Below are 18,554 nucleotides of genomic sequence, written 5' to 3'. Positions count from 1 at the left end.
TGGATGCGGCGACCGAGCTTACATGGACGTACTTGCAGCGTCCCCCGCAACCGGACCCGCCCCGCCATTCCCCAGGACCCCAGCGTTTGACGTTGACGTTGACGTTGTATCGGCAGGTGCAGGGCGCAGCCCTGCAAACAAAGAACTACTCCGCCTCGCGCTGCACCTGGCGCCAGAGTTCGGCGGCCAGTGCGCGTACGGCCTGGTCTGCGTCGGGCCGGTGCAGCAGCCCCAGCTCGTAATTGTCGATCACCGGCAGCGCGCGCTCGCCATCGATGATGCGGTGCTCGCGGTTCACCGCCCGGCGCGGCAGCAGGCTGATGCCGATGCCATCGGCCACCGCGCCCTGGATGCCGCTGAGCGAGGAACTGGTGAACGCAATGCGCCAGCGCAGCCCCAACGCCTCCACGGCCTGGATCATCTCGTCGCGGTACAGCCCGCGCGGCGGGAAGGTGACCAGCGGCAGCGGATCCTGCTGCAGGCTGCTGCTGCGCATGCTGTCGATCCAGTGCATCGGCTCGCGCCGGCAGTGCACCGCCTGGCGCGTGTTGCGGCGCTGCTTCACCAGCACCAGATCCAGTTCGCCATGGTCGAAGCCGTGCGCCAGGTCGCGACTGAGACCACTGCTGATCTCCAGCTTCACCTGCGGGTGGCGGCGGCTGAAGGTGGCCAGCATGCGGGTGGTCTGTGCATTGACGAAGTCCTCGGGCACGCCGATGCGCACCGCCGTTTCCACGGTGGCCCCGGCCAGCGCCTGCGCCAGTTCGTCGTTCAGATCGAGCATGCGCCGCGCGTAGCCCAGCAGCGTGTGCCCGGCGTCGGTGGGATGCACGTCGCGGTGGCCGCGTTCGAGCAGTCGGTGTCCGGCCAGTTCCTCCAGCCGCCGCACCTTCTGGCTGACCGTCGACTGGGTGGAATGCAGGCGGGTGGCGGCGGTGGTGAAGCTGCCGCAGTCCGCCACCATCACCAGGGCCCGCAACAGATCCAGCTCGAACAGCGATCTATTCGATTTGGCACTGTCAGCCATTTGAACATTTCACTTCTGGATGATTGCTTCGACTTCTACCATGCAGGACAAGGCCCGGCAAGCACGGCGCTGCGCTGTACCGGCCACCGCAGAGGAGACATGCAGATGCGCATCCATCGTTGCCGTGAGTGGCCGGCCGGGCCGTGCCACCTGTTGCTGCTGTGCCTGCTGGCGCTGCTGCTGCCTGCCTGTTCTGCAGCGGCCGGCCCCGCCGATGCGCGGCTGCGTGAGGCTGCCGACCGCGGCGATGCCGGCGCCGTGCGTCAGGCACTGGACGCTGGCGCCGATCTGGAAGCGCGCGATGCACAGGGCCGTACCGCCGTGTTGCTGGCCACCCACGGCAATCATGTGGACGCGGCGCGTGCGCTGATCGAGGCCGGCGCGGACGTCAATGCCAAGGATGCGATACAGGACAGCGCCTATCTGTACGCCGGTGCGCGTGGCTTGGAAGAGATCCTCGCCCTGACCCTGGCCCACGGTGCCGACCTGCGCAGCACCAACCGCTACGGCGGCACCGCCCTGATTCCCGCTGCCGAGCGCGGCCACGTGGCCACGGTACGGACACTGCTGCGTGCCGGGGTGGCGGTAGACCACGTCAACCGCCTGCACTGGACCGCGCTGTTGGAAGCGATCCTGCTGGGTGACGGCGGACCGCGCCACGTGCAGATCGTGCAGCTGCTGCTGGAGGCCGGCGCCGATCCGCACCTGGCCGACGGCGATGGCACAACGCCGCTGGCGCACGCGCGCCAGCGTGGCTACACCGCAATCGAAACCCTGTTGCGCCAGCACGGCGCAACGCACTGAACCCCCTTCCACACCGCGCGCCCGCGTGCTTACCAGGATGCCGTCCATGTTCCGTTCCCGCCCCTTGTCCCTTGCGATCCTCTTTGCCGTGGCGCCGCTGTCGGCGTCCGCCGCCGAACGGGCCGACCTGCTGATCCGCAATGCCACCGTGGTCGATGTCGAGCACGCGCGCAGTGTTCCGGGCCAGAGCGTGGTGATCCGTGGCGATGACATCGTTGCGGTGGGCCCCGACGCGCAGCTGCGCAGCCAGTGGAGCGCAGGCCGGCAGATCGATGCCAAGGGCAAGTACCTCATTCCGGGCCTGTGGGACATGCACGTGCACTTCGGTGGTGGCCCGGCCCTGATCGAGGAGAACAAGGCGTTGCTGCCGCTGTACATCGCCCACGGCATCACGACCATTCGTGACTGCTCGGGTGATCTGCCGGAACAGGTGCTGCAGTGGCGCGGGCAGATCGCCGACGGTACGCTGTTCGGACCGCGCCTGCTCAGCTCGGGGGCGAAGATCGAAGGCATCAAGCCGGTGTGGAAGGGCACCATCGAAGTCGGTGACAAGGCGCAGGTCGATCAGGCGATCACCCGGCTGCAGCACGACAAGGTCGACTTCGTGAAGATCACCGACAGCACGCTGAAGCCGGAGTTGTTCCTGTACTCGGCCACCGCCGCGCGCAACGCGGGGCTGAAGGCCTCCGGGCATATTCCGATGGCGCTGACGGTGGAGCAGGCGGTGGATGCCGGATTGGCGTCGATCGAGCATCTGGATTATGCGTTCAAGGCCGGCAGCAAGGATGAGGCACACATTGCCGCCGATTTCGGTGCGGGCCGCATCGATCGCGCCGAGGCCAACCGTCGTCTGGATGCCAGCTTTGACCGGGAGACGGCGCTGCGCGCGTACCGCGATTTCGCCAAGCGCGGCGTGTTTGTCACCCCCACGCTGAACGGCGGGCGCATCCTGGACTTCCTCGACCAGGATGACCATGCCAACGATCCCTACCTGGCGTATATCGGCCCCGGCCTGCGCGCGACCTATACGTGGCGCGTGGAGCGTGCGGCCAAGGCCAGCCCGGCCCAGATTGAAGCGCGCCATGCGCAGTACCACCAGGTGGCCGCGGTGCTGCCGCTGCTGCAGGAGGCCGGCGTGACGATCATTGCCGGCACCGATGCGGGCTTCCTCAACTCGTACAACTTCCCCGGCATCGCCCTGCACCAGGAGCTGCAGCTGTTCGTGAAGGAAGGCTTGAGTGCGCCGCAGGCATTGTCGGCGGCGACCCGTTCCGGTCCGGCATGGTTTGGCCAGATGGACCGCTATGGTGGCGTGGCAGTGGGCAAGGCCGCGGATCTGGTGCTGTTGACCGCCAACCCGTTGCAGGACATTGCCGCCACGCAGAAGATCGACAGCGTGATCCTGCGCGGGGATGTGTACGACCGCGCCGCGCTGGACAAGATGCTGGCCGATACGCGTGCGAAGGTGGCCGAATGGAATGCCGCAGCACGGTAGGGTCGAGCTTGCTCGACTGAGCGCAGACCGATGAGCGTAGAGTCGAGCTTGCTCGACTGAGCGCAGAGCCGTCGAGCAAGCTCGACGCTACGGAGAAGCAGAAGCCGTCGAGCAAGCTCGACGCTACGGAGAAGCAGAAGCCGTCGAGCACGCTCGACGCTACGGAGAAGCAGAAGCCGTCGAGCACGCTCGACGCTACGGGTTGCTGTCGTCCAGGCTGATGATGCCGCGGCGCAGCGCCTGGGTGACGGCGTGGGTGCGGTCGCCCACGCCAAGCTTGTCCATCAGGCTCTTCATGTGCGCCTTCACGGTCTGTTCGGAGATCTGCATGCGCTCGCCGATGCGCTTGTTGGACAGGCCGCTGGCCACATGGCGAAGCACCTCGGTTTCGCGCGGCGACAGCCGGTCTTCCACCACGTGGGCGGCGATGCTGGCGGCCACTTCGGCCGGAATCGGCGCGCGGCGCCCATCGGCCACGGTGCGGATGGTATCCACCAGCTCGTGGCGCAGCATGTCCTTCAGCAGGTAAGCGCTGGCCCCGGCCTGCAGGGCGCGCACGGCGCGCACGTCGCCGCGGTAGGTGGTCAGCACGATGATGCGCGCGCGTGGATTCAACGCGCGGATGCGCACGATGGCCTCCACGCCGTCCAGGCGCGGCATCTGCAGGTCCATCAGCACCACGTCGGGCTGCAACTGCTGATAGCGGGCGATTGCTTCTTCACCATCGGATGCCTCACCGAGCAGGCGCAGATCGGCGTGCGCGCCCAGCAGGGCGGCCAGGCCATCGCGCAGCAGGGGGTGGTCATCGACCACCAGTACGCTGATGGGGGAAGGGGACTCAGTCATGGGAGGTTCGGCTCCAGGGCCAGCGCCAGCGCGGCGCACGTCGTTGGTACAGGCGGCGGCCGGGAACGGCCAGCGCTACTTCGGTGCCCAGGCCGGGCCGCGTCCACAACTGCAGTTGCGCACCCAGTCGCTGCGCTCGCTCGCGCATGCCCTGCAGGCCCCAGTGGCCGTTGCTGGCACTGGGGTCGGCGATGCCGATGCCATCATCGCGCACGTGCAGCAGGAAACTGCGCGGCCCGTACGAGAGTTCCACTTCGATGGCACTGGGCTGGGCATGCCGCAAGGCGTTGCGGATCGCTTCGCGGCCGATCAGGAACACTTCCTCGGCCGCATCGGCCTGCAGCACGGGCGGGCTGCCTTCCACGGTCAGGCGCAGGGGGTTGGTGCCGTCGCCGGCATATTCGGCATGCACGTCGGCCAATGCGGTGGCCAGGTCGCGGCCACTGAACGGACCATCGCGCAGTGCATTCACCCGTTCGCGGCCCTCGGCCAGGTTGCGTTCGGCCAACTGCATGGCCGATTCCAGCTGGGCCCGCACCGGCTCCGGCGTGCGTTCCGACTGGCTGATGGCATGCAGCCGCAGGATCAGCCCCTGGCTGCCCTGCAGCAGCGTGTCATGCAGGTCACGGGCGATGCGTTCGCGCTCGCCATGGCGTTCCTGCAGGCGCGCGCGGAACAGCGCGGCCAACTGGCCACTGCGGATGCGCACGGCCATGCCCAGTACCACCAGCACCACCAGCGCGCACAGCAGCTTGAACCAGACGGTCTGCACGAAGGTGGGCGCGATGCGGAAACTGCGGCTGGCGGGCACCTGGCTCCACACGCCGTCTTCGTTGGCCGCTTCCACGTCGAAGCGATAGCTGCCTGCGGTCAGGTTGGTGTAGTAGGCGCGGGTGCTGCTGCCGGCGTCCTGCCAGCTGTCGTCCACGCCGGACAGGCGGTAGCGGTAGCGGTTGCGTTCGGGCCGGGCCAGCGACAGGGCCACGAAATCGATCTGCAGCTGGGTGGTGCCGGCCGGCAGGTTCAGGCCTTCGGTCAGCGGCTGGTGGGTATCGCCATACAGCACGTCGCCAATGCGAACGCCCGGAGCCTGGGTGTCGATGTGGTTCTGGGTGGTATCCAGCCACGCCAGCCCCTGGTTGGTCGCCAGCCACAGCAGGCCGTCGGCGGCCAACACGGCGGTGGGAATGGGGCCACTCTGCAGGGCGATGCCGGGCATCCCATCGACGGCGTCGAACAGGCGCGGACTCAGCGGGGTGCCCTGCTGCAGCGCGCTGCGCAGGGTGGATTCCTGCAGCCGCACCAGTCCGCGGCTGCCGTTCAACCAGAGGCGGCCACGGCCATCGACCACGATGCCGGTGATGCCTTCCAGCACGCCGGCCAGATCGGTGCGCACGGTGGTGAACGGCGCAGTGCCGATGCGCACCGACAGACCCGATTCGCCGGCAACCAGCAGCAGGTCGCGGTGCTGCAGCAGCGCGGTGATCGGCCCCACATCCAGGCCCTGCGCGGGACCGTAGGTCGCAACGCCGGTATCGTCCAGGCGGCGCACGCGCCCATCGGCATAGCCCAGCAGCAGGCCACCGTCGGCGCTCTGCGCCAGGCTGGAACAGGCGCGCTCGGGCAGGCGCGGGTCGCGTTGCCAGTGCCCGGCCTGGTAATGCAGCACTGCCTGTTCGCCCGCACAGACCCATGCATTGTCGTTGCCAGTGAACAGCAGGGCGTGGCTCGCCTGGCCGGTGTATGGCGCAGGCAGCGGAATGCGGGTGGTGTGTCCGGCCTCGGTGCGGGCCAGGTTCACCCAGTCGAACTGCCACATCGGCTGTGCGTCGCGGCGGGCGGCCGCCTGCAGGTCCTGCGCGCTGCCGCGCAGCAGGTCGCGGCGAAGATCGTACGGTCGCAGGTCTTCGCCGTAGCCGTAGACGCGCCCGTCGCCGGTACGCACCAGCGAGCGATACGGGTCGGTCGGGCCCACGGCCAGCGTCTGTACGCTGCGCGCGCGGAAGCGGTTCAACCCCAGGTTGGTGCCCACCCAGATGTTGCCTTCGCGATCGAGCAGCACCGGCACCGCCGAGGTGGCGGTCAGCCCTTCGGCAGTGTCGAAGCGCTCGATGCCGGTGGCCGTGTTGCCATCGAAGCTGACCCGCGCCACGCCACCGTGCGGACTGAAGGTCGCCCACAGGTCGCCATCGGGGCTGAACTGCATGCGCGACGCCAGCAGGCCGGGCAGGCGCCGCGCTTCGCGTTCGCTGGCGGGCAGCAGCCCCTTGCCATTGGCCAGTGGCAGCGTGCCGCGGTTGCGGTCGGCCAGCCACACTTCGCCGCGCGGGCTCTCGGCCAGCGTGGACATCTGCGAGACGGCGATGCCCGTCGAGGTGAACCGCGACGCGCCGGACGGGCGTGACCAGATCTGTAGATCGGCCAGCACCCACAGCGTGCCATGGCTGTCCTGGAACACCCACTGCACGCGGCGGTCGGGCAGCCCGGTACGGGCATCGGCCTGCCAGCGCTCCCCGTCGAACCAGCGCAGCCCACCGTTCACGGCGGCCCACAGCCGCCCCTGCTGATCGTGTTCGAAATGGGGAACCACGCCCACGGGGATGCCCTGCGCGCGGCCGTAGTTGTCCAGTCGGCCGGGTTGGCTGTGGCTGATGCCGGCCTGGAAGTAACCGATCCACAGCCCCTGCGCGTTGTCCACGGCCAGGGTGACCATGTTGGTGGACGGGAAGCGCTGCCCGGGCGGCGCGGCCTGGCGTTCAAAGCGGCGCCCGTCGAAACGGTACAGGCCCGAGCCGGTGGCCAGCCACAACATGCCGTCGCGGTCCTGGGCAATGTCCCAGATATCGCCTGGCGCCCCTTGGCCGACCCGCCAGGCCGTGTGCTGGTAGCCGGGCATGCCGGTGCTGACCGGCGGCTGCTGCACGGCCAGGGCCGGCAGCGCAATGGCCAGCGACAGGCAGCAGATCAGCCCCTGCAGGTACTGCAGGAAAGAGCGGGGGAGGGCGCGCATGCCGCCATTCTGGCAGGTGCGGGGCAGGCCGGGGTGACCCGAACGGGGCAGGCGCGGCGGGCGCGGCATGCGGTATCAACGTGGCATGGAGCAGGGAGGCCACCAATGCAGCGCTTGTTTGTGATGTTCCCCGACCGCGCGCCGGGCATCGGCTTGCTGTGGTTGCGCCTGTGCCTGTTGGCCGCGCTGTGGCCGGCGCAGCCGCCGGTTGGCGGTATCTGGCTGGTCTGCGTGGCGGCACAGGCGCTGTTGCTGCTGGGCTGGCTGACACCGCTGGCGGTGCCGCTGGCCCTGCTCGGGTTGTGGCTGCAGGGCGCACCGTGGCCGCTGCTGGCCGTGCCGGTGGCGCTGTTCCTGCTGGGGCCGGGCGCCTATTCACTGGATGCGCGCCAGTTCGGGCGGCGGGTGCTGGAGCGCGGGCCTCCCCCAAAAGGGTGAGTGGTGCGCTGGACCGTCGGGGGTAGGGCGCGGCGCGACCGCAGCGCACCATGAAGGCCCCCGTCGCGGTGCATTCGCATGGCCCTGCCCACCCCGCCAGCGTTCGCCGCAGACGCGCTTGCGCCGAACCAGTCGGCCGCGCTGCAGCGCGCCCTGCGTTACATCGACGAACACCTGTCGCAGCCGCTGCGGGTGACCGAGCTGGCCGAAGTGGCCTGCGTCAGCCGCTTTCATCTGGTGCGCCTGTTCCGCACCGGCACCGGTGCCAGCCCATTGCGCTATGTGCGCCGCCGGCGCATCGAACGGGCCCGGCAACTGCTGCCCGACAGCACCGGCTCGATGTCCCACCTGGCCCAGCACCTGGGCTTTTTCGACCAGAGCCATTTCGTGCGCAGTTTCCGCGCCGAGACCGGCTGCAGCCCCGGCCAGTACCTGGCCGGTGACGCCGCACTGCGGCTGCCTGCCGAGCGCGCCTGCGGCCGCCAGCCATCCCCGCCTTCAACCACCCCTGGAGTCTGACCATGACCACCGCAACCGCCACCCCCGCCAAGGCCCTGCTGTCGCCCACCGACCACGCCCTGGTGCTGATCGACTACCAATCGCAGATGGCCTTCGCAACGCACACCATCGACATCTCGGCGCTGCGCAACAACGTCTCGCTGATCAGCAAGGGCGCCAAGGGCTTCAACGTGCCGGTGGTGCTGACCACCGTGGCCGAGAAGTCGTTCTCCGGCCCGATGTTCCCGGAACTGCCGGAGATCTTCCCCGGCCAGACCGTGTTCGACCGCACCTCGATGAACACCTGGGAAGACCAGCCGGTGATCGATGAGATCAACCGCATCGGCAAGCGCCGCCTGGTGCTGGGCGGTCTGTGGACCAGCGTCTGCATCGTCGGCCCGACCCTGTCGGCGCTGGAGCAGGGCTTCGAGGTCTATGTGATCACCGACGCCTGTGGCGACGTGAGCGAGGAAGCGCACGAGCGCGCCATCACCCGCATGGTGCAGGCCGGTGCCGTGCCGATCACCAGCGTGCAGTACCTGCTGGAACTGCAGCGTGACTGGGCGCGCGGCGAAACCTATGGCCTGACCACCGGCATCGCCCGCGACCACGCCGGCGGCTACGGCATCGGCATCCAGTACGCCAAGACCATGTTCGGCGCACAGGAAGGCGGTCACTGAGCATGACCGGCAGTCACGGCCTGGACCTGGCCTTGCTGATGCTGCGGGTGGCGGCAGGTGGATTCCTGCTGCCCCACGCACTGGGCAAGCTGCTGGGCTGGTTCGGCGGCCCCGGCCTGCGCGGCTTTGCCGGCGAACTGCGCGGCTTCGGGCTGCCGTCGGCCGCGCCGCTGCCGTTGCTGCTGGCGCTGTTGCAGGTGCTGTCCGGCCTGGCCGTGCTGCTGGGCTGGCAGACCCGCGTGGCCGCCCTGGCGGCGGCCGCGTTCATCGGCTTCACCGCGCTGCTGGCCCTGCCCAAGGGCTGGTTCTGGATGCGCGGCGGCGTTGAATACCCGCTGATGTGGACCTTCATCCTGCTGGCCATCGCCTGCGCCGGGCCCGGTGCCTGGGCGCTGGACGGCCCGCTGCTGCAGGGAGACCTTGCATGAGTTCCGACCCCCACCACCCCGGCCGCCGCAACGTCGTGCTGGGTGCCGGCGCCGCGCTGGCGCTGGGCCTGGCCGGCACTGCCGCCGGCGCCATCCAATCCCCCTCCAAGGAGCGCCGCATGAGCACGCTGGTCATCCGCAATGCCCGTATCACCACGCTGGACCCGCAACGCCCGCACGCGCAGGCACTGGCCGTACAGGAAGGCCGCATCGTCGCCGTGGGCAGCGATGAAGAGATCATGCGCGGCTGGGGCAACGAGGCCACCATCCTGGACGCGCAGGGCCGTCGACTGGTTCCCGGTCTGAATGACAGCCACACCCACCTGATCCGCGGTGGCCTGAACTACAACCTGGAACTGCGCTGGGACGGCCTGCGTTCGTTGGCCGATGCCATGGCCATGCTGAAGGCGCAGGTGGACCGCACGCCGGCGCCGCAATGGGTGCGTGTGGTCGGTGGCTTCACCGCCAGCCAATTCACCGAAAAGCGGTTGCCGACCCTGCAGGAACTCAATGACATCGCGCCGGATACGCCGGTGTTCCTGCTGCACCTGTACGACCGCGCACTGCTGAACCGCGCGGCGCTGCGTGCCTGCGGCTACACCAAGGACACGCCGGACCCGCCGGGCGGGCAGATCGTGCGCGATTCGCTGGGCAACCCGACCGGCCTGCTGCTGGCCAAGCCCAACGCGCTGATCCTGTATGCCACGCTGGCCAAAGGCCCGCGCCTGCCGGTGGAGTACCAGGCCAATTCCACCCGCCACTTCATGCGCGAACTGAACCGCCTGGGCATCACCTCGGTGATCGATGCCGGTGGCGGTTTCCAGAATTACCCCGAGGATTACCAGGTCATCGAACAGCTGCACCGCGATGACCAGCTGACGGTACGCATCGCCTACAACCTGTTCACCCAGAACAAGGGCAACGAGGTCAACGACTTCCGCGGCTGGAGCGAGATCCTGCAGCCGCGCCAGGGCGACGACCTGCTGCGCCACAACGGTGCCGGCGAGATGCTGGTGTTTTCCGCCGCCGATTTCGAGCTGTTCAACGAGCCGCGCCCGGAACTGCCGCCGGAGCTGGAGCCGGAACTGCACGACGTGGTCAAGCTGCTGGTGGAAAAGCGTTGGCCGTTCCGCATCCACGCCACCTACGATGAAAGCATCACCCGCATCCTGGACGTGTACGAACAGGTGAACCGCGAAGTGCCGTTCGATGGCCTGCACTGGTTCATCGACCACGCCGAAACCATCACCCCGCGCAACATCGAACGTATCCGCGCGCTGGGCGGCGGCATTGCCGTGCAGCACCGCATGGCCTACCAGGGTGAAGCGTTCGTGCAGCGCTACGGCGTGCAGGCCGCGCGCCACACCCCACCGGTCAAGCGCATGCTGGCCGAGGGCGTGCCGGTGGGCGCCGGCACCGATGCCACGCGTGTGGCCAGCTACAACCCGTGGGTGGCGCTGTCGTGGCTGGTGACCGGGCGCACCGTGGGTGGGCTGGCGCTGTATGGCGACGAGAACCTGCTGGAACGCGAACAGGCGCTGCGCCTGTGGACCCAGGGCAGTGCGTGGTTCTCTGGCGACGAAGCGGTGAAGGGCACGCTGAAGGAAGGCCAGCTGGCCGATTTCATCGTGCTGTCGGCCGACTTCTTCCGCGTGGATGATGCGCAGATCGCCGATATCAGCAGCCTGCTGACCGTGGTCGGCGGCCGCATCGTGCATGCCGACGGCGACTACGCCGGGCTGGCCCCGCAGTTGCCGCCGGCCATGCCGGACTGGTCGCCGGTGAACAAGTTCGGCGGCTACCACGTGGGTGGCGCGGCCACCGGACTGGCCGCGGCCCACCACCATCATCATGGCGCCGCCTGCGGCACCCACGGTGCGCACGGCCATGCCGCCCATCACGCCGCGCCGACCGATGATCTGACCGCGTTCTGGGGCGCCATGGGGTGTTCGTGCTTCGCGTTCTGACCCTGGCTGCGCTGGCCGCGCCGTCGCTGGCGCTGGCCTGCGACGGCGGTGCCTGCACCACAGTGGGCGATGGCCAGCTGCAGTGGGATGCCTCGGTGCGCCTGCGCGGGCTGTATTACGACCCCACGCGCTTCGGCGTGGGCGGCGGCGAGGATGGCTATGGCCTGCTGCGCGCGCTGGCCGCGGCTACCTACCGCCACGATGACTGGGAAGCCAAGCTGCAGCTGGGCGTGCACGGCGAGCAGGGCAAGGCCGGTGGCCCCGGCCGCACCGATCGCAGCGCACTGGATGTGCAGCAGGCCTACTGGCGCTGGCAGGGCGAAGGCTGGCATGTGCAGTTGGGCCGGCAGGAAGCCGGCTATGGCAGTTCGCGCCTGCTGTCCGTGCGCGATGGGCCGAACATCCGCCTGGCCTTCGATGGTGCGCGCGTCGGCTGGAGCGGGCGGCTGGGCCGACTGGACCTGCTGGCGTTGCGGCCGGTGGAGAACCGCCCCGGTGCGTTCGACGACCGTGGCGAACACGGTGCGCACCTGTGGGGCGCCTATGCCACCACCGCGCGCGGGCACGGCGCAGGGCAATGGGACATCTACCTGCTGGATTACCGCCGCGACGGTGCACGCTTCGCCGCCGGCAGCGGCATGGAGCGGCGACAGACCGTGGGCACCCGCTGGTTCGGCCAGGCGGGCGCGTTGGACTGGAACACCGAACTGGTGGCCCAGGGCGGTGAGCTGCGCACGGCCGGTGCCGATCTGGACATCCGCGCGTGGACCCTCGCCACCGATACCGGCTGGCGCTGGGCCGCGCTGCCGCTGCAACCACGGCTGGGCCTGAAGGCCGACATCGCCAGTGGCGATGGCAACCTGCATGACGGTCGGCTGGGCACGTTCAACGCGCTGTTCCCCAAATCGGCGTACTTCAGCGAGGCCAGCCTGTTGGCGCCGGCCAACCTGATGGACGTGCAGCCGACCCTGGCGCTGCGGCTGGACCCGAAGGTCACCACCGAACTGGGCGTGCAGATGGCCTGGAAGCACCGCCGCGCCGATGCGGTCTACACCACCCCCGCGCCGCTGTCGGCACTGCCCGGCAGTGCCGGTGGCGCACGCCGCATCGGTACCCAATACAAATCCGAAACCCGCTGGCAAGCCAGCGAACACTGGCAATGGCAGCTGCAGCTGGCCTGGGTCGATGCGGGTCCTGCACTGAAGCAGGCCGGCGGCCAGGACACGCTGTTCGCCTCGATCGTTGGAGCATGGCAATGGTGAACGCAACCGCGTCACAACCTTCCCCCCCCCAGGCCGCAGGTGCCTGGTCCCCGCTGAAGATCAGCATGTTCCGGGCCCTGTGGCTGGCGATCCTGGCCAGCAACATCGGCACCTGGGTGAACGACGTCGCCGCGGCCTGGGTGATGGCCGAGCGCACCGGCTCGCCGTTGATGGTGGCCCTGGTGCAGTCGGCCACCACGGTACCGATCGTGCTGCTGGCGCTGGCCGCCGGTACCCTGGCCGACATCGTCGACCGCCGGAAATACCTGTTGTTCACCCAGGGCTGGATGCTGCTGGTGGCAGCGGTGATGGCCACGCTGACCGCGTTCGACCTGCTGACCCCGAACCTGCTGGTGCTGCTGACCTTCTGCATGGGCTGTGGTGCGGCCATGGCCATGCCGGCGCAGGCGGCGATCGTGTCCGAGCTGGTGCCGCAGCCGATGCTGGCCTCGGCGGTGGCGCTGAACTCGATCGGCATCAACATTGCCCGTTCGATCGGCCCGGCCATCGGTGGCGTGATCGTGGCGCAGCTGGGTGCGGTGTGGGCCTTCAGCTTCAATGCCGTTACCTTCGCCGCCATGCTGTTCGTGGTCTGGGGCTGGAAACGCGACCCGAAGGCCTCGAGCCTGCCGCCGGAAGGCTTCGGCGCGGGCCTGAAGGCCGGCCTGCGCTATGCCAGCCGCGCCGGGCGCCTGCAGGCGGTGCTGATCAAATCGGTGGGGTTCTTCTTCTTCGCCGCGGCGATGAACGCCCTGCTGCCGGTGGTGGTGCGCGGGCAGATGCATGGCGGGGCCGGGCAGTACGGCATCCTGCTGGGCTGCATTGGTATCGGTGCGGTGGGCGGCGCGTTGCTGCTGCCGAAACTGCGCGCGAAACTGGACCGCGACCTGCTGGTGCTGCTGGCGACGCTTGCCCTGGCCTGCAGCCTGGTGGGGCTGGCGCTGACCCGCAGCTGGTACGTGCTGCCGCTGGTGATGCTGGTCAATGGTTTTGCCTGGATCACCGTGCTGTCCTCGCTGCAGATTGCGGCGCAGACGGCGGTGCCGGCATGGGTCCGTGCGCGCGCGCTGGCGCTGTACATCATGGTGTTCTCGGCCGGCATGGCCGCCGGTGGCCTGAGCTGGGGCGCGCTGGCCCAGCGCACTTCGCCGGAACTGGCCCTGCTGGTGGCGGCCGTGGGCGCGGTGGTGGGCGGCCTGCTGGTCTGGCGCGTGCGCATTGCCGGCACCGAGGAACTGAACCTGCGTCCGGCCGGACATTGGCCGGCGCCGGAACTGGCCGTGCCGGTGTCGCATGACCGCGGCCCGGTGCTGGTGACGGTGGAATACCGCATCGAAGCCGGCGACCGCGCGCTGTTCCAGGCACAGATGCGCGCGCTGGGCACGATCCGCCGCCGCGATGGTGCGGTGGTCTGGGGCGTGGTGGAAGACGTGGCCACGCCGGGCGTGCACCTGGAGTATTTCGTGACCCCGTCGTGGCTGGAGCATCTGCGCCAGCACGAACGGATCACCGCCGACGACAAGGCGATCCAGGAAACACTGCGCGGCCTGCACCGGGGCGAGCGTGCGCCGATCGTGCGGCACTTCGTGGGTGGGCAGGACCCGTTGCCGGCCAACGTGCCGCACCATCACAGCGATATCTGAAAGGAGCCGCCGGGCATGGCCCGGCGCTACCGTGCAGGGGCGGCGGCGCGCGGGGCGCCGCCGCGATGGATCACTTGCGTGCGAACGCCAGCAGGTCGGCGTTGAACTGGTCGGCGTGGGTCACGGTCAGGCCGTGCGGCGCGCCCGCGTACACCTTCAGCTCAGCATCCTTGATGATCTGCGAGGACAGCTTGGCCGAGGCATCGAACGGCACGATCTGGTCGTCATCGCCGTGCACCACCAGCGCCGGTACATCGATCTTCTGCAGATCGGCGGTGTAATCCACTTCCGAGAATTCGTGGATGCAGTCGTACTGGCCCTTCACGCCGCCCAGCATGCCCTGCTGCCAGAACGAATCGCGCATGCCCTGGGTGACGGCGTTGCCGTCGCGGTTGGCCCCGAAGAATGGCGTGGTCAGGTCCTTGAAGAACTGCGAACGGTCACCGGCGGTGCCCTTGCGGATGCCGTCGAACACCTCCAGCGGGGTGCCGGCCGGGTTGCTGGCGGTCTTCAGCATCAGCGGCGGCACGGCGCCGACCAGCACCACCTTGGCCACGCGCTTGCTGCCGTGGCGACCGACGTAGTGGGCCACTTCGCCACCACCGGTGGAATGGCCCACCAGGATTGCGTCGTGCAGGTCCAGGGCTTCGATCACTGCGGCCAGATCATCGGCGTAGGTGTCCATGTTGTTGCCGTCCCAGGTCTGGCTGGAACGACCGTGACTGCGGCGGTCGTGGGCGATGACGCGGTAGCCGTTCTGGCCCATGAACAGCATCTGCGGGTCCCAGGCATCGGAGGACAGCGGCCAGCCGTGGGCGAACACGACGGGCTGGCCGGTGCCCCAGTCCTTGTAGAAGATGCGGGCGCCGTCTTTGACGGTAACGAAATTGCTCATCGTGGATTCCTTTGGCGGAAGGTGGAGTGGCACCGGCCGCAACGACCGGTGTGCGCGCAGTACAGCGCAGCCTGCTCCGCCGGCATTGCACGGCTGTGGCAGAAGTCGCGTTCGACTCTGGCGGCGCGCCGGCCGGGGCGGGACCATCCCGGCAAGGAGGGCGTCATGAACCGAGTGATGGCAGGTGCGGTGCTCGCGCTGCTGTTGGCCGTGCCGGTGCAGGCACAGACCAATGTCTACAAATGCATCGATGGCCCGCATGCGGTCTATCAGCAGACCCCGTGCCAGGGCCAGGCGGAATGGAAGTGGCACGTGCCGGCGGAAACGCCGTCGGCCAGGCCGCCCAGGTCGGCAGCGCCAACGACGGAACGCCCGCACAAGCGGCGCACCGGGACGGCGCAGGCGGTGCATATTCCGCTCGAGCGCGATCCGGTCGGCTGCAGCAGGGCACGGCAGCGGCAGGCCGATGCGCTGCGGCCGGACTATCTGCAGCAGCGGCGACTGCAGGACGCCGTGCGCGCGGCCTGTCGTTGAGCGGAAATGAAAACGGCACCCGAAGGTGCCGTTTGCGACATGCGAGGCCGGAAGGCGCGAGGGCTCAGTGGCCGTCGCCGCCCGCACCTGCGCCGGTGGCGGCATCGGCCTTGGGCAGGCTCAGTTCCGGATTGCCCTGTTCGGCCTGCAGGACCTGGATGCGGCGCTGCAGGGCGTCCAGCTGGCTGTTGGTGCTCTGCACGTCGGTGCTCAGGCTGACCGCCTGCTGCTGCGCCTGCTGCAGGGCCGCGCTGACCTGCGCCGACTGTGCCTGCTGCTGTTCCATTTCCTGCTGCAGGGTGCGCAGGCGCTCTTCGTTGTAGGCCACCAGGCGTTCGGTGTAGCGCTTGCCGGCTTCCAGGCGCGTGGTGTCGATGTACACCTGGGCCAGCTGCTCGGTCTGCTGCACGAAGGTGCGGTACACGCGCTCGGCGTTGTCCACCGCGTCGGTCTTGATCACGCGCCAGAAATTCTTTTCCTGGAACAGCGCCACGTAGTAGGTGAGCGTGTTCGCATTGAACAGCAGGCTGGCGCCGTAGTTGCCGTTGTAGGTGGTGCGCAGTTCGGTCAGCTGCTGGGCATCCATCAACTGCTTCAGTTCGTCCACCGTGTTGCGCACCACCGGGGCCGGGCGTGCCGGTTCGGCAGCGGCCTGGCGGTCGCCACGGGCGGCCATGGCCGACGGCGCGGCCAGGATCATGGCCGTGGCCAGCAGCGCTACCGCGCGCGGGTACCGGGCGAAGACAGTGCCCCCTGAAATTTCTCGCATGTCTGGACCATCCACGAACGTAGTGTGGTTGAGATGAATGTGATTCCCCGCCCGGAGTCTAGCATGGGCGGGCGCGGCGCCAAGCCGGGTGGCAGGGCTCAGTAGACCAGCTGTGCGGGCGTGCACTGGATCGATTGCACCTGCACGTCGGTGCGGCCCAGTTCCAGCCCCAGCAGGCTGGCCAGCGTGCCGCTGAGCAGCGCGCCGACACTGTTCAACACCGGCTTCAGCGTGGCCAGCACCGGGGTCAGTACGGCGCACAGCAGGCCACTGCAGCTGACCGCGTTGCCGGGGGTGGTCACGCCGCCGCCGGCATACTGGTCCAGGAAGCCGGCCGGTGCGGTCTGGATATAGGCGGCCAGGTTGTTGCGCACGCAGCCGTTGTAGTTCACCAGGTTGCTGATCAGGCTGTCGCAGCGGTTGATCAGCAAGCCGCCCAGCAGCGAGCCCAGCACACCATCGAGCACCCCCAGGCCTTGTCCGGTCACCGTGGTGCGGTAGCCATCCCACACCGGCCCGTCCTTGCGGCAGGTGGTCAGGTACAGCGGCGGGCAGGCGTAGGGCACGCCCTGGGTGACGGTCCAGGTGCCCAAGGGATTCAACTGGCGGCTGGCATCGCCGTCGCGCAGCAGCGGAATCACCTTGTCCACGTCGTAGCGGCCACCGGTGGGGTGCGCGGCGGCCAGATAGCGGTCGGCCAGTGCCTTGGCGGTATCGCTGGAACTCATGCCCTGCTGCGGGCTCTGCAGCATGCCCGACAGCACCCGCAACAGCTCGTTCACCAGATCGGATACCGCGGTGCCCACCGCCAACGGGTTGATCTGTGTGGACCCGGTCTGACCGGCGGCCAGGGTGAGGTCCTGCTGTGCGGTCAGCGCGGGCAGGGTGATGCGGTCATTGATCAGCGGCTGCCCCAGCAGGGTCAGCAACTGCTCGTTCTGCAGCGTGGCGTCGCAGACGTTCTGCCTGGAGAAGCGATCGGCGTCGGCCACCTTGCCCACGCAGGCACGCAGCACGGACGAATCGACGCGGATGGTGGCTGTTGGCGGCGACGCACCGCATTGCAGTGCGGTCAGCGTGCCCATGGCATTGGTCACGTCCACATGCAGGGGCAGTTTCAGGCGCGTGCCGAGCAGGTTCAGCAGTGCGCCCACGGCGGGCACACGGTTGCTGTCCACGTCCACCATCAGCCGTACCTGCGCGTTGTAGGCGCGTGCGCCGACGCCACCGATGGCAATGGACGGTGGCTCGATCACCCCGGCCTTGACCTCGATGCCGACCAGGTTCAGGCCGCTGATCTGTACGCCGTTGTTGTCGTTGGCAATGGAAATGGCGGTGTTCAACAGGTCCATCACGTTGACCTGCGATTCCAGCGCGCTACCGATGGTGCCATCGGGCGAGACGACTTCGGCAAACAGACCGCCGCCACCATTCTGGCTGCCCAGTGCGATGTTCAGCTGGTTGATGTCCAGGCCGGTGGACACCAGGCTGGACAGTGCCTGCAGCTGCACACCGGCGGTGCTGTTGCGGCCCACCACTTCGGCGGTGGCATTGACCAGCTGCGCCAGCGAAACCCGGTTCAGTGCCAGCACGCGGTTGAAATCAGCCACGCTCAGGTCGGCGGTCACGGGGATGCCCAGCGCCTGCAGCAGGCCCGAAGGGGTCACGCTGACCTGGGCCAGGCCGTCGTAGGACAGGACGGTGGCGTTGCTCACATCCAGCCCGACCAGGCGCAGGGTGGCCATCAACGGTGAATTGCCATTGCTGCGCAGCAGCTGCGAGCCCACGCTGAACACGGCGGTGGGTTCGGCGCGGCGCGCGACCGCCTGGGTGCGTACCGTGGGCAGCGACGTGTTCTGCCCGAAGAACGGCAGCACGCTGCGCTCGGTGATCACGCGCACCGCATTGCGCGGGTTGGCCACATCCACGGCCGCAATGAAATGGCCTTCGGCGCTGTGTGCGGCGTTCCAGTTGCCACACTGCACCTGCACCGGGCCGGGGAAGCGGTTCTGTTCGACCGCGTTCTGCCGGGCGGCACTGTTGTCACTGTTGTCGGCGCTGCACAGGTCCAGGCGCTGCGCACCGGCCAGCGCTGCAAGGTCGGCCACCTTCTGCGCATCGCGCTTGGCCCAGTACAGATACCCCACCTCGATCAGGCCAAGCATGGCCACCAGCGCGATCATCACCAGCATCAGGGTGACCGACATGCCGCCGCGCTGGCGGTTGAAGGTGATGCGGCGTGACCGGTGCATGGCCAA

At 68.7% G+C, this 18,554-nt stretch carries 16 protein-coding genes; 10 read left to right on the top strand and 6 right to left on the bottom strand.

All coding sequences use genetic code 11. The features are described from left to right. Positions 1 to 145: 145 nt before the first annotated feature. Complete coding sequence (locus AC06FA_RS14445; RefSeq protein ID WP_478068909.1) at positions 146 to 1,027, bottom strand: LysR substrate-binding domain-containing protein; 882 nt, start codon at positions 1,025 to 1,027, stop codon at positions 146 to 148. Positions 1,028 to 1,132: 105 nt separating this feature from the next. On the opposite strand from AC06FA_RS14445, the gene AC06FA_RS14440 reads away from it, so the two are divergent. Next, entirely contained in the window at positions 1,133 to 1,831 is a 699-nt protein-coding gene (locus AC06FA_RS14440; protein WP_478068908.1) for an ankyrin repeat domain-containing protein, read from the top strand. 46 nt (positions 1,832 to 1,877) lie between these two features. Further along, positions 1,878 to 3,326 carry an amidohydrolase family protein gene (locus AC06FA_RS14435; protein WP_478068907.1) on the top strand — a complete coding sequence of 483 codons (1,449 nt, stop codon included), beginning with the start codon at positions 1,878 to 1,880 and terminating at the stop codon, positions 3,324 to 3,326. A gap of 195 nt (positions 3,327 to 3,521) precedes the next feature. On the opposite strand, the gene AC06FA_RS14430 is transcribed toward AC06FA_RS14435, so the two are convergent. Both AC06FA_RS14430 and AC06FA_RS14425 read right to left on the bottom strand, forming a co-directional pair. Next, on the bottom strand, positions 3,522 to 4,172 hold the full coding sequence (locus AC06FA_RS14430; RefSeq protein ID WP_478068906.1) for a response regulator: 651 nt from the start codon (positions 4,170 to 4,172) through the stop codon (positions 3,522 to 3,524). Then, the gene (locus tag AC06FA_RS14425; RefSeq protein WP_478068905.1) at positions 4,165 to 7,182 is read right to left on the bottom strand and encodes a sensor histidine kinase; all 3,018 of its coding nucleotides are present in this window, start codon (positions 7,180 to 7,182) and stop codon (positions 4,165 to 4,167) included. The genes AC06FA_RS14430 and AC06FA_RS14425 overlap by 8 nt, the downstream gene beginning before the upstream one ends. Positions 7,183 to 7,287: 105 nt before the next feature. On the opposite strand from AC06FA_RS14425, the gene AC06FA_RS14420 reads away from it, so the two are divergent. The 7 genes from AC06FA_RS14420 (at position 7,288) to AC06FA_RS14390 (ending at position 14,098) form a co-directional block, all read left to right on the top strand. Beyond that, positions 7,288 to 7,620, top strand: coding sequence for a hypothetical protein (locus tag AC06FA_RS14420; RefSeq protein ID WP_478068904.1), 333 nt, complete (start codon positions 7,288 to 7,290; stop codon positions 7,618 to 7,620). 78 nt (positions 7,621 to 7,698) lie between these two features. Next, a complete protein-coding gene (locus tag AC06FA_RS14415; RefSeq protein ID WP_312708984.1) occupies positions 7,699 to 8,139 on the top strand; it encodes a helix-turn-helix transcriptional regulator in 441 nt (146 codons plus the stop codon). Positions 8,140 to 8,141: 2 nt separating this feature from the next. Further along, positions 8,142 to 8,798, top strand: a complete 657-nt coding sequence (locus tag AC06FA_RS14410; protein WP_108771800.1) for a hydrolase — start codon at positions 8,142 to 8,144, stop codon at positions 8,796 to 8,798. A gap of 2 nt (positions 8,799 to 8,800) precedes the next feature. Then, positions 8,801 to 9,226 carry a DoxX family protein gene (locus tag AC06FA_RS14405; RefSeq protein WP_478068903.1) on the top strand — a complete coding sequence of 142 codons (426 nt, stop codon included), beginning with the start codon at positions 8,801 to 8,803 and terminating at the stop codon, positions 9,224 to 9,226. Between the two features lie 119 nt (positions 9,227 to 9,345). Continuing rightward, positions 9,346 to 11,193, top strand: a complete 1,848-nt coding sequence (locus tag AC06FA_RS14400) for an amidohydrolase (RefSeq protein WP_478068911.1) — start codon at positions 9,346 to 9,348, stop codon at positions 11,191 to 11,193. Continuing rightward, positions 11,172 to 12,455, top strand: coding sequence for an alginate export family protein (locus AC06FA_RS14395; RefSeq protein ID WP_478068902.1), 1,284 nt, complete (start codon positions 11,172 to 11,174; stop codon positions 12,453 to 12,455). The genes AC06FA_RS14400 and AC06FA_RS14395 overlap by 22 nt, the downstream gene beginning before the upstream one ends. After that, the gene (locus AC06FA_RS14390; RefSeq protein ID WP_478068901.1) at positions 12,449 to 14,098 is read left to right on the top strand and encodes an MFS transporter; all 1,650 of its coding nucleotides are present in this window, start codon (positions 12,449 to 12,451) and stop codon (positions 14,096 to 14,098) included. Before AC06FA_RS14395 ends, AC06FA_RS14390 begins: the two co-directional genes overlap by 7 nt. A 70-nt stretch (positions 14,099 to 14,168) precedes the next feature. On the opposite strand, the gene AC06FA_RS14385 is transcribed toward AC06FA_RS14390, so the two are convergent. Then, positions 14,169 to 14,993, bottom strand: coding sequence for an alpha/beta fold hydrolase (locus AC06FA_RS14385; RefSeq protein WP_108749844.1), 825 nt, complete (start codon positions 14,991 to 14,993; stop codon positions 14,169 to 14,171). 165 nt (positions 14,994 to 15,158) lie between these two features. Between AC06FA_RS14385 and AC06FA_RS14380 the strand changes: the two genes are divergently transcribed. After that, positions 15,159 to 15,527 (top strand): hypothetical protein, encoded by a 369-nt coding sequence (locus AC06FA_RS14380; RefSeq protein ID WP_478068900.1) that lies wholly within the window; start codon positions 15,159 to 15,161, stop codon positions 15,525 to 15,527. A gap of 64 nt (positions 15,528 to 15,591) precedes the next feature. Here AC06FA_RS14380 and AC06FA_RS14375 read toward each other — a convergent pair whose 3' ends face one another. Continuing rightward, complete coding sequence (locus AC06FA_RS14375) at positions 15,592 to 16,296, bottom strand: DUF2968 domain-containing protein (protein ID WP_478068899.1); 705 nt, start codon at positions 16,294 to 16,296, stop codon at positions 15,592 to 15,594. Positions 16,297 to 16,394: 98 nt separating this feature from the next. Continuing rightward, entirely contained in the window at positions 16,395 to 18,548 is a 2,154-nt protein-coding gene (locus tag AC06FA_RS14370; protein ID WP_478068898.1) for a TadG family pilus assembly protein, read from the bottom strand. Between the last annotated feature and the right edge of the window lie 6 nt (positions 18,549 to 18,554).

This window comes from Stenotrophomonas sp. Steno-C17 (assembly GCF_056393165.1).
Note: the sequence above shows the minus strand (reverse complement) of the source record. Positions and strands in the feature narration are given on the sequence as shown.

Bases quoted from the DNA above. Each gene is read 5' to 3' on its own strand.
- AC06FA_RS14445 (WP_478068909.1), bottom strand. From the start codon at position 1,027: ATGGCTGACAGTGCCAAATCGAATAGATCGCTGTTCGAGCTGGATCTG.
- AC06FA_RS14440 (WP_478068908.1), top strand. From the start codon at position 1,133: ATGCGCATCCATCGTTGCCGTGAGTGGCCGGCCGGGCCGTGCCACCTG.
- AC06FA_RS14435 (WP_478068907.1), top strand. From the start codon at position 1,878: ATGTTCCGTTCCCGCCCCTTGTCCCTTGCGATCCTCTTTGCCGTGGCG.
- AC06FA_RS14430 (WP_478068906.1), bottom strand. From the start codon at position 4,172: ATGACTGAGTCCCCTTCCCCCATCAGCGTACTGGTGGTCGATGACCAC.
- AC06FA_RS14425 (WP_478068905.1), bottom strand. From the start codon at position 7,182: ATGCGCGCCCTCCCCCGCTCTTTCCTGCAGTACCTGCAGGGGCTGATC.
- AC06FA_RS14420 (WP_478068904.1), top strand. From the start codon at position 7,288: ATGCAGCGCTTGTTTGTGATGTTCCCCGACCGCGCGCCGGGCATCGGC.
- AC06FA_RS14415 (WP_312708984.1), top strand. From the start codon at position 7,699: ATGGCCCTGCCCACCCCGCCAGCGTTCGCCGCAGACGCGCTTGCGCCG.
- AC06FA_RS14410 (WP_108771800.1), top strand. From the start codon at position 8,142: ATGACCACCGCAACCGCCACCCCCGCCAAGGCCCTGCTGTCGCCCACC.
- AC06FA_RS14405 (WP_478068903.1), top strand. From the start codon at position 8,801: ATGACCGGCAGTCACGGCCTGGACCTGGCCTTGCTGATGCTGCGGGTG.
- AC06FA_RS14400 (WP_478068911.1), top strand. From the start codon at position 9,346: ATGAGCACGCTGGTCATCCGCAATGCCCGTATCACCACGCTGGACCCG.
- AC06FA_RS14390 (WP_478068901.1), top strand. From the start codon at position 12,449: ATGGTGAACGCAACCGCGTCACAACCTTCCCCCCCCCAGGCCGCAGGT.
- AC06FA_RS14385 (WP_108749844.1), bottom strand. From the start codon at position 14,993: ATGAGCAATTTCGTTACCGTCAAAGACGGCGCCCGCATCTTCTACAAG.
- AC06FA_RS14380 (WP_478068900.1), top strand. From the start codon at position 15,159: ATGAACCGAGTGATGGCAGGTGCGGTGCTCGCGCTGCTGTTGGCCGTG.
- AC06FA_RS14375 (WP_478068899.1), bottom strand. From the start codon at position 16,296: ATGCGAGAAATTTCAGGGGGCACTGTCTTCGCCCGGTACCCGCGCGCG.
- AC06FA_RS14370 (WP_478068898.1), bottom strand. From the start codon at position 18,548: ATGCACCGGTCACGCCGCATCACCTTCAACCGCCAGCGCGGCGGCATG.